The organism is Paenibacillus sp. BR1-192 (assembly GCF_029542445.1).
GTDB lineage: Bacteria > Bacillota > Bacilli > Paenibacillales > Paenibacillaceae > Paenibacillus_AQ > Paenibacillus_AQ lautus_A.
On record NZ_CP120718.1, the window covers coordinates 5,452,964 to 5,468,239 of the forward strand.

The following is a 15,276-nucleotide window of genomic DNA, read 5'->3' on the forward strand; positions in this document are numbered from 1 at the left end:
GAACGGGGCTGCGGCAGACTAATGAGCCATTTACCAAACGAGGCGAAAGCTATCTGTTTCGCTGTTGAACGAGAAAAAGATGGCCTCCGTTTTTCGGAGGTCATCTTTTTTAGCTTCTTGGCTTTGTTCCATATTTTACTTACCGGACAAATAGAGGCCGAGCTCTGACAACAGCGCGCTTCCCACGTACGTGCCCGTGAACACGAACACCGCAACGATCGCCACGCGCCAGGAGGTTTTGCGAAGATCAACCAGCCTGTCGGCTACGGAAATGCCGGCGAACGCCAAAATCGGAGTGGTGATGGACAAAAAGTTGACGTTGGCAATGGCGTCCACAAACACATCCGAAATCAGGCAGCAGATCAGCGAAACGATCGATACCCAGCCGAGAACCGGGAATTCCTGCAGGAATTTCAGCGGAACCTTTTTCATCAGCGTCGAGATCAGAACGCCGATGAAGGAAAAAAGCCAAAGCACGGATAAGCCGGCTATCGTCCCTATCGTAATATGGCCTTCGCCGTTTTTGATGAACTTCATTTGCTCCGTAAATAAAATAAGACCGACGCTAAGCAGCAGGACGAGGGCATATTTTGCGTATTTATTCAAACCGGTGCTCATTTCTTTTCACCTCTGACCATTAATTTGTACATAAACCGCTGCAGCGGAACCGCGAGAAATACCATCGTATACGTTCCGAGAAAGCTGGTAAGCAGCTGGCTCGCAGCAGCGTATCCGTTAATGGTCTCCGTCATCTCAGGAGAATGGGCGATTAACGCGGAAGAAGAGCCTGTCATCATGCTGGCGGAACCGACCCCGGAGGACATCGCCAGCGCTTCGATCGAGAAGCCGGCGGCAACCATGACCGGCGCCAGAATGCTGAAGAACAGCGTGCCGAATAGGGTACCGATAATATAGAGGGACAGTACCCCGCGGCCTTCGTCGGAGTCGAGCGTATACTTCTCGGAGATGTAAGCGAGTTCCCCTTCCCTTCCAAGTCCAAGCGTAGCGCCGATGGCTTCCCTTCTCAGGCCGAGCAGGATGGCGATGGGAAGTCCGAGCAGAATCGTCCCCAGGTTGCCGATTTCCTGTATGATGAATACCCAGCCTACTTTTAAGATTTCTTCTAATCTAGGAGCAACGTCGGCGCCGTATCTCGCCATGAGCGGCAGCATAATAAAGATCAGATACTTGCTGGAGAAACCGACGTTTTCCTTGCTGTAAATTTTCTTCATCAAGCCTTTCCGGAATATCGACAAGCCGAGCACCATCGTGATCAAAATGGCGAATACGAGTGGAAGCAGGCTTATTTTCACGGAGCCGACCCGGATGGACTGAATGCCGATAAATTCGGCAACCGCTATAACAATGAGCACGAATGCAAGCAAATAGAGATACTGTAGTTTTAACTTCATGCCATGATGTCCTCTTTTCTGTTTTTCTGTTTCTTAATGGGAGCCAACGATCGAAGCAAGGAGCTGCTCGTATTCGGCGAATGTGCGGCGGTACAGCTTCGAACGGTCGATGCGTCCGCTCATGCGCTCCAGCACCTGCGTTATAAATCTCGGGAACACTTCATAAATAAATTCCGGATCGATATCCTTGAAATCGTCGCCGTGGATCGTTCCCGTAAAGCCGCTGTAGCCGATTTGAATGCAGGGCATCATGAAGGCTAAATCCCCAATGTCTCCTGCAGCGCTGATGGCGTTGTTGTTCCAAATACGGGCGATCTCCTCGTTATCCTGGAACGCCTCCAGCACGAACTCGGACAAATACCGGTCCTGAACGAACGGCAAATATCCCATCTGCGTCTTAATCTCGACCTCGCCTTGAAGGGCCAGCGCGCTGCCCCTGGCCGCATCGTCCATCTTGGAGGCCGCTTCCTTCATGTAGTCCACCGACTGGGTGCGCAGATCGCTGCCAACCGTAATCCGATTGGGAATGACGTTTGTCGACATGTCGGACTCCAGGACGATCGGGTTCATGCGGACCTTCTCGCTGTCCTTCATCTGCTGCCTGCTGAGGCCTAACGCCACATTGAACAGGGTCGACATGCTGTAGGCATTTTTGGCGGAGAAGGGATCAAAACCGGCGTGGGTTGCTTTTCCGGTAAACGTGTAATGCTTATATAAGAATCCGGCCAGGTCGCAGTTGATTTCGATCGTGCGCTCGGCAAACTCTCCTCCCATGGCGTGTACGCACAGCCCGATGTCGATATCGTCGAACACGCCGAGTTTCATCGCTTCGGGTTTTCCTCCGTAATAGGAGATCTTGCCGCTTCCGAGCAGCTCGTCCCTGTAAGCGAGATCCAAATACTCCTCGGCGGGAATAAAAATAAACGTTAGACTATAATCCAAAGCGTCGTACGCCTTGGACTCGAAATAATGCTTGTATAAAGCCAGGGCAATCGCCACCTGCGTATAATGACCGCAATTGTGTGCCGCACCCGTTGCCTCGTCCGATCGCCAATGGGTTGGAGCATATACCGCATCAAGCTCCGCGATAAACGCGATGTTCAGCGGCTTGCCGCCGCCAAGCGTTGTCCGAAGGCCGGTTGTGCTGAATGATTGCAGCTCGATATCCGGATTAACCTTTTTCAGAAAATCCACTACCGTTTGATTGGTTTTAAATTCCTTGTAGCCAAGCTCAGGGTTATCGAATATGGTCTGTCCTACACCTGCAATTTCTTCGTACTGTTCTTTAAAACTCATAGCTGCCTCCCTCTTGATGAAAATAATCCTAATGTTAGTTTAGTTTTCTTAATTGTGTCAATAAAAATCACGTTATATTATTTTCCTATAGAAGTGATTATATTTACATATAACGCTCTAGTTTTCCCTTTGTTTAATCGCTGCAGATGAACGAAAGAAAAAAGAATCCGGATTAAGCCCGGATTCTTTTTTCTAGTTTTGTGCACTTTTCTCATTAATAAACTTCATAGTTTTGCCCGGTTTGAGCCCCTTCCACACTCTTTTTATACGCAAGCGCTACACGTGCGGCCGGCACGGCTTCAAAGCCCGGGAAAAACTCGCCGTATTTATCTAAGGACTCCACTAAAACATTAGGGCTTACGCTGTTTATGCGAATTCCCCTTGGCATTTCAATGGCTGCGGATTTAACGAAAGCCTTGACACCGCCGTTTGCCATGGCCGCCGATGCGCCCTGAGGAATGGGATCATCCATCATAATTCCGGTTGTTAAGGTAAAGCTTCCTCCGTCATTCATATAATCCAGTCCTAGAAGGACTAGATTAATTTGGCCCTTAAGTTTGCTTTCAATGCCAATCTCATTTAGCTCCGGCGTCAATTCTGCAATAGGACCAAAATGCGCACCGCCTGTTGCGCTGATGACCGCATCCACTTTTCCGATTTTTTTATACATGTCTTTAATGCTTTTGACGGAAGTAATATCCACTTGGGCATCGAAGCCGTTTCGCCCAGCATGTACGATTTCGTGATTTTTTTCTAATTCTTTAGCGACTGCTCGTCCGATCGTGCCGCTTGCGCCAATGATTACTACCTTCATGTGCAGCCTCCTTATTCCTATGAGATTTCAATTATATTATACCCCTGGTTTTGCTTGAAGACATTGAAAGATCTCTTGGAGAACGGACTTGAAATATTATAATAAAAAACCATGTTCTGTAAATGTCCGTCCTAACAAGTCTTTCGAACCTAACGTTTGTTGACTATAGTATCAAGTTTGTTATCTGGAAGCAGCGTTTCCTCCTCTTATACAATGAAATCAACAAGTGCACGACAAGCGAGATTACACCGTAAGGAGTGACAGACATGAGCTCTCAAGCCGAACCCAAAAAACGAAAGCGCTTACGAATGCGATGGCACAAGCAGGATACGGAATTGACCCTCTTGGCGCTGCCAACCACGATCTGGTACATCCTGTTTAGTTTCTTACCGATGTTCGGGATCATTATCGCCTTCAAAAATTTCAAGATTAGCGGCGGGTTCTTGAGCAACGTGTTCAACAGCCCTTGGATCGGGCTCAAAAACTTCGAATTTCTGTTCAAGTCGAATGACGCCTGGATCATTATTCGAAACACGATAGGATACAATATTGTGTTTATTGTGCTGGGGATCGTTCTGCCCGTCCTGTTCGCGATCATGATCGGCCTCCTCCACAGCCGCAAAGCCAGCAAAGTTTATCAGACGATGATGTTCCTCCCCTATTTCCTGTCGTGGGTCGTCGTATCCGCCGTAGGCTGGGCGTTCCTGAGCTTCGATAAAGGGATCGTCAATCAAATGCTCGTCTCGATGGGCAGCGATCCCATTAACTGGTATATGGAGCCGAAGTATTGGCCGTTTTTTCTGATTCTCTTGAATGTCTGGAAGGGCCTGGGCTATGGCATGGTCATCTATCTGGCGACCATCACGAGCATAGACAGCACCTATTATGAAGCAGCCGTCATCGATGGCGCGTCCATTTGGCAGCAGACAAGATTCATTACGCTGCCCATGCTCAAGCTGGTGATCGTCATGATGTTCATACTGGCGGTAGGGCGCATATTTTACACCGATTTCGGTTTGTTCTATCAGGTCACGCGAGACTCCAATTCGCTGTTCAACGTGGCGACCACGATCGATGTCATGGTGTATAAACAACTGAAAACGGCCACCGTGGGCATGGCATCCGCAGCCGCTTTCGTACAGTCTGTTCTGGGATGCGCTACGATTCTGGCCGCTAACTGGATCGTTCGCCGAATCGATCCCGATAGCGCGATGATGTAAGGAGGCAAGAAGATGACATCGAAATCTACTTATCAGACAGGCCTTGAGAAGTTTAACCGCACGAACAAAGCCGTCAATCTTTTGTTCAACCTGATCTTCATTCTGTTGGCGCTGCTCTGCGTCATACCTGTAATCGTTGTCCTGTCCATCTCCTTCTCCAGCGAGGAGTCCATCCGCGAGACCGGATATCATCTGCTGCCGGTTGCCATGTCGGCCGAGGCTTACGTCTACATCATCAAGCAGGGAACGATGATTCTGCGGGCCCTCGGCGTATCAGCCCTCGTTACCGTGGTCGGTACCGTGCTCGGGGTGCTGCTGACCGCCTCCATGGGTTACGTTCTCTCTCGTCCCAACTATAAGCTGAGGGGATTTCTGACCTGGGTGGTATTCATACCGATGGTATTCAACGGCGGCTTGGTATCCAGCTACTTCATCAACACGAATTTGCTGGGACTGAAAGATAGCATCTGGGCGCTGATTCTCCCGCTCGCCGTTTCATCGTTCAACGTCATCATATGCAAAACCTTTTTCAAAAGCACGATTCCCGACGGGCTGATCGAATCAGCCGAAATCGACGGCGCGAGCCAGCTGCGAATCTTCTTCTCCATCATCATGCCGATCTCGCTGCCGGTCATCGCCACCATCGGACTGTTTCTCTGCTTTGCTTACTGGAACGACTGGTTCCAATCGATGCTGTATATCGACAACCAGAACCTCTATTCCCTGCAAGCGCTGCTCAACAGCCTAATGAGCAATGTGGACGCACTCGCGAAGAATGCTGCGAGTATGGGCGTAAGCTATGCCATGCTCGTCGCAACGATGCCGAAGGAATCCGCCCGCATGGCGGTCGCCATTCTCATCGTGCTGCCTGTAGCATTCGCCTACCCTTTCTTCCAGAAGTATTTTATTTCCGGATTGACGGTCGGCGCCGTGAAGGGCTAATGACGAAATAAACCAAGACAAGCTTGGTTTATGATAAATATCCGCTGTACACACTTAGGTAATTCAACTTCAAAAAGGGGGAAATGAAATGAAAAGAGCATTAAAGTTCATCTCTACGCTGTGCGTGCTGACGCTTATGTTGACTGCTTTGGCAGCCTGCGGCGGCTCGAAGCCTGCACCTGCGACAGACGGATCCCAAGCGACGCCGGACACATCCAATGACACCGAAACGTCAAGCAAGGATGTACCGACGTTGACCTGGTGGACCATCGGCGGCCAAGTGCCTAACAATTTCAGCAAAGCGGTGGATGCCATGAATGCCTACACGGCCGAGAAGATTGGCGTGAAGGTCGACATCAAGGTAGCCAGCTGGGGCGAATGGGACACCAAAATGAATACCATCGTGAATACCGGCGAGCCATTCGACATCATGTTCACGAACAGCGGTAAATACAGCAAGCAAGTGGCTATGGGCGCGTTTGCCGATATTACGGATCTGGTTCAGAGCGAAACGCCGGACTTATACAAATTGATTCCCGAGAAGGTATGGGAAGGCACAAAGATCGGCGGCAAATATTATTCCGTTCCGACTTACAAGGATTCCGCGCTGACGCAGTACTGGGTATTCGATGATAAGTACGTGCAAAAGTACAATATCGACATCAACAATATCAAAACATTGCAGGACCTGGATAAGCCGCTTCATGACATGAAGGCCGGCGAAGGCAAAAGCTTCTATCCGCTGCCAATGACGCAAGGCGAAGGCTTGAACGGCTTCTTTAACGACTATGACGATTTAACCCTGGGCTTCCCTCCGATCGGCGTCAAAGCGGACGACGCATCGCGCACGGTTGTCTCCGTGCTGGAACAGCCTGATGTTGTGGCTAATCTGAAGCTGCTGCATCAATGGTACCAGGATGGCATCATCAACCCGGATGCGCCGACGAAGACGGAGAACGACAAAGGCAGACCGTTCTTTGCGGCCCAGGCATTCCCGGGAGCCGAGATCAGCTGGCAGATCAATGACGCCATCGAGAAGTACGATATGGTTCAGCATTACGGGCCGATCTATACCACCAGTACGATTCAAGGCTCGCTGAACGCGATTTCGGCGAATTCCAAGTATAAGAAGGAAGCCTTGAAATACCTCGAGTTGGTGAATACGGATCCTAAACTTCGCAATATGCTGGCATTCGGCGAGTTGGGCGTGGATTACAACAACGTCGATGGCGAAAAAGTGATTGAGCGTACATCCGATACTTGGCCGCTTGCGGCTTACACGCAAGGCACGTTCTTTAATCTGGCGGTTACGAAAGGCGCTCCTGAAGATCAATGGGAGCAGGTTAAAAAGCTGAACGATGCAGCGACCTCCTCCACCGTCCTCGGCTTTGCGCTGGACATCACCGATCTTCAGACCGAAGTGGCGAACTGCCAGGCCGTGTGGGATAAATACAAATATGAAATCATTACAGGAGCATCCGATCCGGAGAAAGTGATACCGAAGGTCACCGCTGAATTAAAGTCGGCCGGCATGGATACGATCATGCAAGCCGCCCAAGAGCAAATCAATAATTATTTCAAGTAAATTCCTGCATCCCTTATTAGGACACTTTTAAGGGATGCTTTTTCCATCCTATCTATGAAGCTTGGCGTGAATCGTGTTACATTGAGATTAAGCTGCGCATATTTAAAGCGACCTGCTGCAATTGAGGTGTCGTATGGGCTCATTTTTACAAATCAAAATCTATCGCCACAAGTTTATTGCCTATGTCATCTTCGTCGTGGTCATCGGTCTGACGCTTGGTACGCTGACCAGTGCCATGCTGCTGAATCAATGGGTGGGCAATGCCCGCATCGAGGCGGCTAATGCCTTTGCGCGCGTGGAGAATGAGCTGCAGTATGATGCTGACCGAATCGAGGCTTACATGCAGCGCATCTACTCCAATCCCGGACTGATGGACGATGCTCGCAGCTTTCTAAGCAGCAGCGCGGAAGGCTATTTAACCAGCAGGCTGCAGAACAGCCATTTCTCCCAGCCGCTGGTTTCATTTCCCGAGGATGTGAAGACCTATCTGTACAGCTGGGCGCAGGGCGAAATCACGCAGATTAGCCTGCATACCGGCCATTACGGCAATGTCGTACGTTTTAATGAGCACGGGATAACAAGCTTTACCTTCGGGCTGCCGAATACGGACGAGGCGTTCCGCGATACGATTATGAAGGGCTTCGTCTATCGCAAGAAATTGTCGAATCCAACGCCGGGCGCTCAGGAGTTCGGGGAAATGCGCTTTTTGGTCAGCAGCGAACAAATCTTTAAATCCATTCGTAATTTCCGGTTTGGCAATGCCGCCGCGGTCAGTGCTACCGGCGAAACCTACCTCATCGGCAATGGGCAGGACCAGGACTTGGAGGAGCTGTCCCGACTGGCCGAGGCAGACGGCCGCAGCCATGGTTTTATATCGAGGGGTGTACGGAAGCATATCTTATTCGTTTCCTTTCCGTCCACCAAGTTTAATTTCAAATTTATTAGCATCATTGATTTATCCATGCTGATTCGTCAGCATGCCGGGATGCTGGTCGCCATCTTTCTGATCGTATTGACGGCCATGGTCAGCGTGCTTCTTCTCATCGCATACAATATGCGGGACGATGCCCTCTTCCTCCGCCGCATCATTCAATCGATCGGACGGGTGAAAATGGCCAATTTTACGCCGAACCGCCCCGCCCGGTACCGTCGCAACGAATACGGCATGATCGCCCGGGAATTGGACGATATGATTCAGCAGCTGGACAAGCATATCCGCAATGAGTATCTGCTCAAGATCAAGCAGCAGGAAACCGAAATGAAAGCGCTTCAACACCAAATCAACCCTCATTTTTTATACAATACGCTGGAGGTTATCCGCTCCACGGCGCTAGTGAATCAGGACCGAGACACCGCCGACGCCATTGCTACGTTAGGCACGCTCTATCGTGAAATCGTCAAAAAGGAAAATATCATCTCGATTGCTAGCGAGCTGGAATTGCTGCAGAAGTACTTGGAGATTATGGAGTTCAAGTATCCCGAGCGTTTTTATTATCAAATCAATGTCGAGCCGGCGCTGCACTCGATCCCTACCGTGAAATTCTGGATGCAGCCCCTGGCTGAGAATTTTTTCATTCATGGCTTTAACGCGAATCATGAGTTTAATCTGTACGTCGTCAACGGCTTTGAAGCGGATGATGGTTATGTGCTGGAATTCGTGGACAACGGAAGCGGGATTCCGCCGGAACGTTTGGATATCGTTCGCAGCACGCTGTCCAACCATGATGAAACTTCTTCCCATAGTATCGGACTGCGCAACGTATATACGCGCCTTCATTTCTTTTATGGAAACGGCCTTTCGATCGAGATTGAGAATAATGAGGAAGCTGGAGTCAAGATTTCCGTGCGGATTTCAAAAGAGGTGATTGAACATGTACAAACTGATGATTGTGGATGACGAACCTCAGATTTTGGAGGGAATGAAGCGAATCCTGGATTGGAAGCAATACGGATTTGGACGGATCGAAACCTGTGAATCCACGGGTGAAGCGATGTCCAAGGTGGTGGACCTGCTGCCGGACGTCGCGATTTTCGATGTCTGCATCGGCAAGGAGCTTGGATATGAAGCGATCCAGAGACTCAACGAATTTCAAATCCCTACGAAATACATCATCATGAGCGGCTACAGCGAATTCAAATATGCTCAGGAAGCCATTCGGTGCGGCGTCAAAGACTATCTGCTCAAGCCGGTCGAACGTGCCAAGCTGCAGCAAGTGATCGAGAAGATCATCGTCGAGGATCTGGGCGGTTCGATAGGTGACCGAAACGGCGAAAGCTTGAACCAGGATCCGGTGCTTGGCGTTAGCTATGACAGCTTATCCAAGCTGGTGAACCGGATTCTGCTGATGATCAGGACGGAGTATGCTCAGAACATCACCTTGAAATCCGTGGCGGAGCGTTTCCAGATGAACAGCACCTACCTCGGACAATTGTTTCTCAAAGAAACCGCGATGAAGTTTTCCGAATACCTGATGGCTTACCGCATGCTTCTGGCACAGGAGAGAATTCAATCGACGGATGAGAAAATTTCCTATATCGCGTTTTCCGTGGGCTACAACAATCTCAATTATTTTTATACGCATTTTCACGGATTTTTCGGGAAATCTCCTTCTGAACTGCGGGGATAAGGGTAACGCATACGTGGCGGAAAGGAGGACATCGATGGTTAAATACGCTAGACGCTTACGGTCTTTAATGATGATCAGCCTGCTGCTGCTGTTCACATTCTATACAACCGGCTGCTTCGGACAGCCTGGCTTTGACGACGAACCGCATGTCGGCGACACGGTCAACCTGATCTATTATACGATTGGTGAGCCCGACAAGGATCTTCGCCTCGTCAATGATAAAATCAATGAAATCATGGCTCGCAAGATCGGCGTGACGATCACCTATATCAAGGTAAGCTGGCAGGAGTATGAAGATCGGCTGAACACGCTGATATCCGCCGGAAGCCCGTTCGACATTGCTTTTGCGCCCGACTATGCAACCACCGCGATGCGCGGAGCCTGGCTGAGGCTTGATGACCACCTGGCCGGCCTGGGCAAGGATATGTACGAAGCCATCAATCCCACCTTTTGGCAGGGGGTCCGCATGAACGACGGCAGCATTTACGGCGTCCCTACCAATAAGGAGTTAGCCGTACGCGATCAGTGGATGTACCCCGCCTCGATCGTGGACAAACACCATATCGACATCACCAAGTACAATACGCTGGAATCGCTTGAGCCTCTCCTCCGGATGATTCAGCAGAAAGAGCCGGATTACATCCCTATGGAGTTGGATCGGGATTCCCATAATTTCTTCGCTCTCTACGGATACGAATACATCATGAACCATAAAGTGCCCTTGATGATCAAATCGCTCGACCCGGACGCACCGGTGGTGAATATCTTCGAAACCAAGGAGGCCCGGCAGGTTCTCGATACACTGCGGCATTATTATAAGCAAGGCTTCATCAATAAGGACGCGGCGCTGCGCGAGCCGGGAGGGCTCAAACGAGGCGCCAAGGTGTTCTGGAAGTCCTCCGGCGGGGGGCCGCTCTCGGAGACGACTTGGAGCAAGGATCGCGGTTATAAGATTGTAGCGAATCCCGTAACCCCCAGCACCGTTACTACGGAATCCGTCCGGGGAGGCATCATGACCGTTAATGCCAATACCAAGCATCCCGTAGAATGCATTAAGTTTCTGAATTTGCTCAATACGGACCCCGAAGTACGGAATTTATTCAATTATGGGATCGAAGGCATCCACTACACATTGGACGAACAGGGGCAGGTCGTTCCGAAAACAGACAAAGACAGTCATGGCGAACCGATCCCGGATGCGCCCGCAAGCAGCTATTCAGGCGTGCAGTACACGCAGGGGAATTGGTTTATCCTGAAAACCATGGGCGGCGATAACCCGGACCCCCTCGACAAATGGGAGCAATTCCGTCAATACAACGCCGGAGTCGTCAATTCCACCGTGCTTGGATTTACGCCGGATCTATCCGCGCTGACCGCTCAAACCGATAACATCGAGATGGTCTGGCATAAATATTATCCAAGCCTCATGACGGGCTCCGTGGATGTCGATGCGATCCTCCCCAAGTTTAACGAGGAGCTGAAGCAAGCAGGCATGGATGACGTGATACGAGAGGTGCAGAAGCAGCTGGATGCTTGGCGCAGCGGCAGGAAGTAACTGCTTGCCCCGGGCTTCCCTGATTGGCTCGGCCTTGGCCCAATGAACCCCATTCAAAAGAGACCCTAAAGCGGATAGCTTCAGAGTCTCTCTCGCTTGTTCACTTGGCCCGTAACGGGGAGCACATTTAAGATATTCCCTACTCCCACTTTTCATAGGCTGCGTGCAAATGGACCCCGGACAGGAGGCCTTTTTGCAGCTGCGGATTCGGAACGATCCGGTTATACTTCATAATTTTCTGGTTGATGGCCTCCACCTCGGCCTCGGGAACCGCATTCGGTTCCGGACGGTCCAAAAGACGCTTGATGTCGGCGGCGATCTCTTTTCTCAGCTCCACCCATGCCGGCTGGTAATTCGCGTTCTTCATGATACTGGTTAGCACATCGCCGTCTTCGATCTTGATCGGCTTTCCCTTCAACGGCAAATCGTCAAAGCCGCCTTCTCTGGCAAACTTGTCGATGGCCGATTCCAGGAGCCCGCTGCTGGTCGACATCGGGCGTTGTTCTTTTTCTTTTTGCTGATTTTCTTCAGCAGCAGAAGCCATTTCTTTAGCGTCATTGTTCAAATCCATATCGGACACCTCCGGTTTTACATATCAGGGAAATAAATCCGTTTCTCAAATGACATGTCAAAGAATTTGTACTTCCCGTTCTCGTCCTGCTTAATATGCAGCGCAAAGTCCTTCTTCATCGAACGCGTCAACCGAAATTATCCAAAATATAACATACATCACATGGTTTTAACAGTCGCTTTCGGTATCAAATTCGATGATGCGGGACGAGGCATATGGCGGATTCATACCACGGTTGTGCTGATCATGCTTACAACGAAGGCATGAAACAACGCTCGGCCCATCCATATTGGTGAGCCGAGCGTTGTTTGGCATTCTGCTATTTCATGAACCATGTTCAACCAATTCAAGAGAATGGTTCAAAGTTCCACCATCGCCTTAATGACCTTGGCGGAAGGACGGAGCCAGCCCTGAAATTCTTGGATCAAATCGTCAAACCGGCATCGATGGGTGATGTACGGATCTACATCAATGCCGCCTTCCGAGATCCGCTGCATCACATCATGGAAATCATCCCTGGTCGCGTTACGGCTACCCATCAGCGTCAATTCCCGCTTATGGAATTCGGGATCCCGAAATGAAATGTCCCCCTGAATCAGGCCTACATACACCAAGGTCCCCCCGTGTGCAACCATGTTAAAAGCGTTGGTCATGGAGGGTTGGTTTCCCGTTGCGTCCAAAACGATGGAGGGAAATTCTCCATCCGTTAGCGCCGAAAGATCGGACAGTTCATCACCAACCTGGATGGCATGATCCACCTTCGCCCAGGTTTTGCAGAAGGCCAACCGATCGGCGTTCATATCCATGGCGATAACGGTTGCCCCCAGCGCTTTGGCAAAAACCATGATCCCGAGTCCTATCGGACCTGCTCCGATGACTAAAACCGTATCCTTCGGGGTCACATTCGCTCGTTTAACGCCATGCGCGCCAATGGCAAGCGGTTCTACCAAGGCAGCCTGATCCAAGGTCAGCCCTTCCGCCCGCATCAAATGGCGAGTCGGAACGGAGATGCGCTCGCGCATGCCGCCGTCGATATGCACACCCATCACCTTCAACGATCTGCAACAGTTTGTTTTGCCTCTAAGGCAAGGCATACATTCCCCGCAGTGAATGTAAGGAATGACGCAGACGGTGTCTCCGGCCTTCAATCCCTCTTCGTTAGCTCCGACTTTTTCAATGATACCGGATAGCTCATGGCCGAGAATACGCGGGTACGTAAAAAAGGGCTGATTTCCGCGAAAGGCATGCAGATCCGTACCGCAAATCCCGATCCGCTTGATGTTGACGATGGCTTCTCCTTCGATCAATGGAGGCTCGGGCAAATCCTCCCGGTATTGAAATTTCCCGATCTCTTGACATACGATACCCTTCATCCCAGCTGCCTCCTCTTCATCATCGGATGCCTTCATTGTATTCCGGGCGTCCACTTGTCCAAGTCCGCCCTTGTATGGGCTCCAAAATCTTCAATACTTCCGCTAAGAGGGTCTGATCCAGCGGCTCTTCGCTCCAAGCGGCATTACGTTGTATATTGTCGGGATTGGCCGTACTGACCAGCGTCGTCGGAATCTGTTCATTCGAAGTCGAGAATTGCACGGCTAGCTTCGCGATATCCGTTCCGGCTTTAGCGCAATACTCGGCCGCACGTCTGCAGGCTTCCCTGATTTCCGTTGAAGCCGGATGCCAAGACGGCGCTCCTCGGGAACCGAGAAGGCCCATGGATAAGGGAGAGGCGTTAATTAGCCCAATTCCCTCCTCGTCAAGCAGCGGCAGCAAACCGGTAAGCGTCTGATCGTTCAAAGAATAATGGCAGTAAGAAATGATGGCGTCCACTTCGATTTGGGGCAGCAATTTTTCGAACAGCTGCAGAGGCAGACCGCAAATCCCTCCAAAACGAATTTTCCCCTTTTCCTTTAAAAGCTGGAGTGCAGGAAGGGCTTCCTCCATTACAACGGATGCGGGAACGAACTCAATATCATGCAAAAAGAGAATGTCCACATAATCGGTTTGGAGTCGCTTCAAGCTCTCATCGATACTGGCGATAATCCGCTTGGACGTGAAATCAAAATCATTCTCGCCATAGCGGCCTGCTTTCGTAGACAGGATGAATTGGTCCCGGGGTAATTGTCGGATCGCTTCGCCCAGCACGGTTTCCGCCTTCGTCAATCCGTAATAAGGGGATACATCGATCAAATTGATGCCCGCATCCATGGCTGCGTGCACGGTACGGATTCCCTCGTTGTCGTCGGTTTCCCGAAAAACAGAGCCTAGGGAAGACGCTCCGAAGCCTAATACCGAAACATCCAGACCGGTTCGGCCTAACTTACGGTATTTCATGATGAACACCATCCTTATCCAACTTATAGAACGCCTTGGCGTTCAGACCGAACAAACGCGCATGTTCCCGTTCTCCCCAATGCTTCGGCAGCGCTTCTGCCAATACGTCAACCACTTGGTCATATTCTGCCGATAGCAGGCACACGGGCCAATCGCTGCCGAACATGATCCGATCGGGACCGAACATCGCGACCACTTTATGTACATACCCATTAAAGTCTTCCTGGCTCCACCGGCGATGCTCCGCCTCGGTGACCATACCGGATAGCTTGCAGTAGATGCGCGGGAAACGGGCGATTCGCTTCATGATGCTCTCCCAAGGTTCCATCTGTCCGCTTCGGATTGGCGGCTTGCCCAGATGATCGATGACGCCGCGGATGCCGGGGACCATCTCAATCAGCTTCAACAGCGTCTCCAGCTGATGACTCCGGACAAGAAGATCGATCGGAACGTCTTCCTTGACATATTCATTCAATGCTTGGATAAAAGCCGGCTCCAGGATCACATTGGCTTCCGGCATATCCTGAATCATGATGCGAAAGCCGATAAATTTCGGATGTTTCCGAAATCGCTCATAATGCCGGCGGTGCTCCGGATCGAACAGGTCGACCCATCCTACCACTCCGACAATAGAAGCATCGCGATCCGCCAACGATAACAGATAGTCCGTCTCTTCCAAGGTCGGTGCCGCCTGAACCGTTATGCTGCCGTCCAATTGATGCGAATCCAAATGCGGCTTAAGATCGGAGGGCATGAAATTTCGGTGAAGCTCCGGAACCTCCGGCGTGATCCATTCATAGTCCCCTCGCTCAATCAGCCAATAATGCTGGTGGGCATCCAATCTCATATACATCCCTGCCTTTTAGGTGATATGTTCGCTATCTTTATTGTACGTTCATAATCTGTGCACAAAAATAGCC

The 15,276-nt window shown here is 50.6% G+C and carries 14 protein-coding genes; 6 read left to right on the forward strand and 8 right to left on the reverse strand.

The annotated features are described in order from the left end of the window. Positions 1–135: 135 nt before the first annotated feature. From P0X86_RS24540 to P0X86_RS24555, 4 genes are all read right to left on the reverse strand, one after another. The gene (locus P0X86_RS24540; protein WP_009593297.1) at positions 136–618 is read right to left on the reverse strand and encodes a hypothetical protein; all 483 of its coding nucleotides are present in this window, start codon (positions 616–618) and stop codon (positions 136–138) included. Next, a complete protein-coding gene (locus P0X86_RS24545; RefSeq protein ID WP_096776199.1) occupies positions 615–1,412 on the reverse strand; it encodes a DUF3100 domain-containing protein in 798 nt (265 codons plus the stop codon). The genes P0X86_RS24540 and P0X86_RS24545 overlap by 4 nt, the downstream gene beginning before the upstream one ends. Before the next feature lie 33 nt (positions 1,413–1,445). Further along, positions 1,446–2,708 (reverse strand): M20 family metallopeptidase, encoded by a 1,263-nt coding sequence (locus tag P0X86_RS24550; RefSeq protein ID WP_213579486.1) that lies wholly within the window; start codon positions 2,706–2,708, stop codon positions 1,446–1,448. Positions 2,709–2,922: 214 nt separating this feature from the next. After that, positions 2,923–3,522: a short chain dehydrogenase gene (locus tag P0X86_RS24555; RefSeq protein WP_213579487.1), complete on the reverse strand. Its 600-nt coding sequence runs from the start codon at positions 3,520–3,522 to the stop codon at positions 2,923–2,925. Positions 3,523–3,788: 266 nt separating this feature from the next. Between P0X86_RS24555 and P0X86_RS24560 the strand changes: the two genes are divergently transcribed. The 6 genes from P0X86_RS24560 (at position 3,789) to P0X86_RS24585 (ending at position 11,451) form a co-directional block, all read left to right on the forward strand. Next, positions 3,789–4,742, forward strand: a complete 954-nt coding sequence (locus P0X86_RS24560; RefSeq protein WP_119846935.1) for an ABC transporter permease — start codon at positions 3,789–3,791, stop codon at positions 4,740–4,742. A gap of 12 nt (positions 4,743–4,754) precedes the next feature. Then, positions 4,755–5,684, forward strand: coding sequence for a carbohydrate ABC transporter permease (locus tag P0X86_RS24565; RefSeq protein WP_009593207.1), 930 nt, complete (start codon positions 4,755–4,757; stop codon positions 5,682–5,684). An 88-nt stretch (positions 5,685–5,772) separates the two neighbouring features. Continuing rightward, positions 5,773–7,269, forward strand: a complete 1,497-nt coding sequence (locus P0X86_RS24570) for an ABC transporter substrate-binding protein (RefSeq protein ID WP_213579489.1) — start codon at positions 5,773–5,775, stop codon at positions 7,267–7,269. Between the two features lie 133 nt (positions 7,270–7,402). Next, positions 7,403–9,166, forward strand: coding sequence for a sensor histidine kinase (locus P0X86_RS24575; protein ID WP_213579490.1), 1,764 nt, complete (start codon positions 7,403–7,405; stop codon positions 9,164–9,166). Then, positions 9,141–9,896, forward strand: coding sequence for a response regulator transcription factor (locus tag P0X86_RS24580; RefSeq protein WP_277746702.1), 756 nt, complete (start codon positions 9,141–9,143; stop codon positions 9,894–9,896). The genes P0X86_RS24575 and P0X86_RS24580 overlap by 26 nt, the downstream gene beginning before the upstream one ends. A 34-nt stretch (positions 9,897–9,930) precedes the next feature. Next, the gene (locus P0X86_RS24585; protein ID WP_277746703.1) at positions 9,931–11,451 is read left to right on the forward strand and encodes an ABC transporter substrate-binding protein; all 1,521 of its coding nucleotides are present in this window, start codon (positions 9,931–9,933) and stop codon (positions 11,449–11,451) included. A 139-nt stretch (positions 11,452–11,590) separates the two neighbouring features. Here P0X86_RS24585 and P0X86_RS24590 read toward each other — a convergent pair whose 3' ends face one another. From P0X86_RS24590 to P0X86_RS24605, 4 genes are all read right to left on the reverse strand, one after another. Then, complete coding sequence (locus tag P0X86_RS24590; protein ID WP_192570906.1) at positions 11,591–12,022, reverse strand: DnaJ family domain-containing protein; 432 nt, start codon at positions 12,020–12,022, stop codon at positions 11,591–11,593. A gap of 359 nt (positions 12,023–12,381) precedes the next feature. Then, positions 12,382–13,395 (reverse strand): zinc-binding alcohol dehydrogenase family protein, encoded by a 1,014-nt coding sequence (locus tag P0X86_RS24595; protein ID WP_277746704.1) that lies wholly within the window; start codon positions 13,393–13,395, stop codon positions 12,382–12,384. Between the two features lie 19 nt (positions 13,396–13,414). After that, positions 13,415–14,356, reverse strand: coding sequence for an aldo/keto reductase (locus P0X86_RS24600; RefSeq protein WP_277746705.1), 942 nt, complete (start codon positions 14,354–14,356; stop codon positions 13,415–13,417). Further along, entirely contained in the window at positions 14,343–15,203 is an 861-nt protein-coding gene (locus P0X86_RS24605) for an amidohydrolase family protein (RefSeq protein WP_277746706.1), read from the reverse strand. Before P0X86_RS24605 ends, P0X86_RS24600 begins: the two co-directional genes overlap by 14 nt. Positions 15,204–15,276: the final 73 nt, after the last annotated feature.

What these genes read in the sequence shown, in the direction of transcription:
- P0X86_RS24570 (WP_213579489.1), top strand. Translation starts at nt 5,773, where the DNA reads ATGAAAAGAGCATTAAAGTTCATCTCTACGCTGTGCGTGCTGACGCTT.
- P0X86_RS24550 (WP_213579486.1), bottom strand. Translation starts at nt 2,708, where the DNA reads ATGAGTTTTAAAGAACAGTACGAAGAAATTGCAGGTGTAGGACAGACC.
- P0X86_RS24605 (WP_277746706.1), bottom strand. Translation starts at nt 15,203, where the DNA reads ATGAGATTGGATGCCCACCAGCATTATTGGCTGATTGAGCGAGGGGAC.
- P0X86_RS24540 (WP_009593297.1), bottom strand. Translation starts at nt 618, where the DNA reads ATGAGCACCGGTTTGAATAAATACGCAAAATATGCCCTCGTCCTGCTG.
- P0X86_RS24595 (WP_277746704.1), bottom strand. Translation starts at nt 13,395, where the DNA reads ATGAAGGGTATCGTATGTCAAGAGATCGGGAAATTTCAATACCGGGAG.
- P0X86_RS24565 (WP_009593207.1), top strand. Translation starts at nt 4,755, where the DNA reads ATGACATCGAAATCTACTTATCAGACAGGCCTTGAGAAGTTTAACCGC.
- P0X86_RS24590 (WP_192570906.1), bottom strand. Translation starts at nt 12,022, where the DNA reads ATGGATTTGAACAATGACGCTAAAGAAATGGCTTCTGCTGCTGAAGAA.
- P0X86_RS24585 (WP_277746703.1), top strand. Translation starts at nt 9,931, where the DNA reads ATGGTTAAATACGCTAGACGCTTACGGTCTTTAATGATGATCAGCCTG.
- P0X86_RS24545 (WP_096776199.1), bottom strand. Translation starts at nt 1,412, where the DNA reads ATGAAGTTAAAACTACAGTATCTCTATTTGCTTGCATTCGTGCTCATT.
- P0X86_RS24560 (WP_119846935.1), top strand. Translation starts at nt 3,789, where the DNA reads ATGAGCTCTCAAGCCGAACCCAAAAAACGAAAGCGCTTACGAATGCGA.
- P0X86_RS24600 (WP_277746705.1), bottom strand. Translation starts at nt 14,356, where the DNA reads ATGAAATACCGTAAGTTAGGCCGAACCGGTCTGGATGTTTCGGTATTA.
- P0X86_RS24555 (WP_213579487.1), bottom strand. Translation starts at nt 3,522, where the DNA reads ATGAAGGTAGTAATCATTGGCGCAAGCGGCACGATCGGACGAGCAGTC.
- P0X86_RS24575 (WP_213579490.1), top strand. Translation starts at nt 7,403, where the DNA reads ATGGGCTCATTTTTACAAATCAAAATCTATCGCCACAAGTTTATTGCC.
- P0X86_RS24580 (WP_277746702.1), top strand. Translation starts at nt 9,141, where the DNA reads ATGTACAAACTGATGATTGTGGATGACGAACCTCAGATTTTGGAGGGA.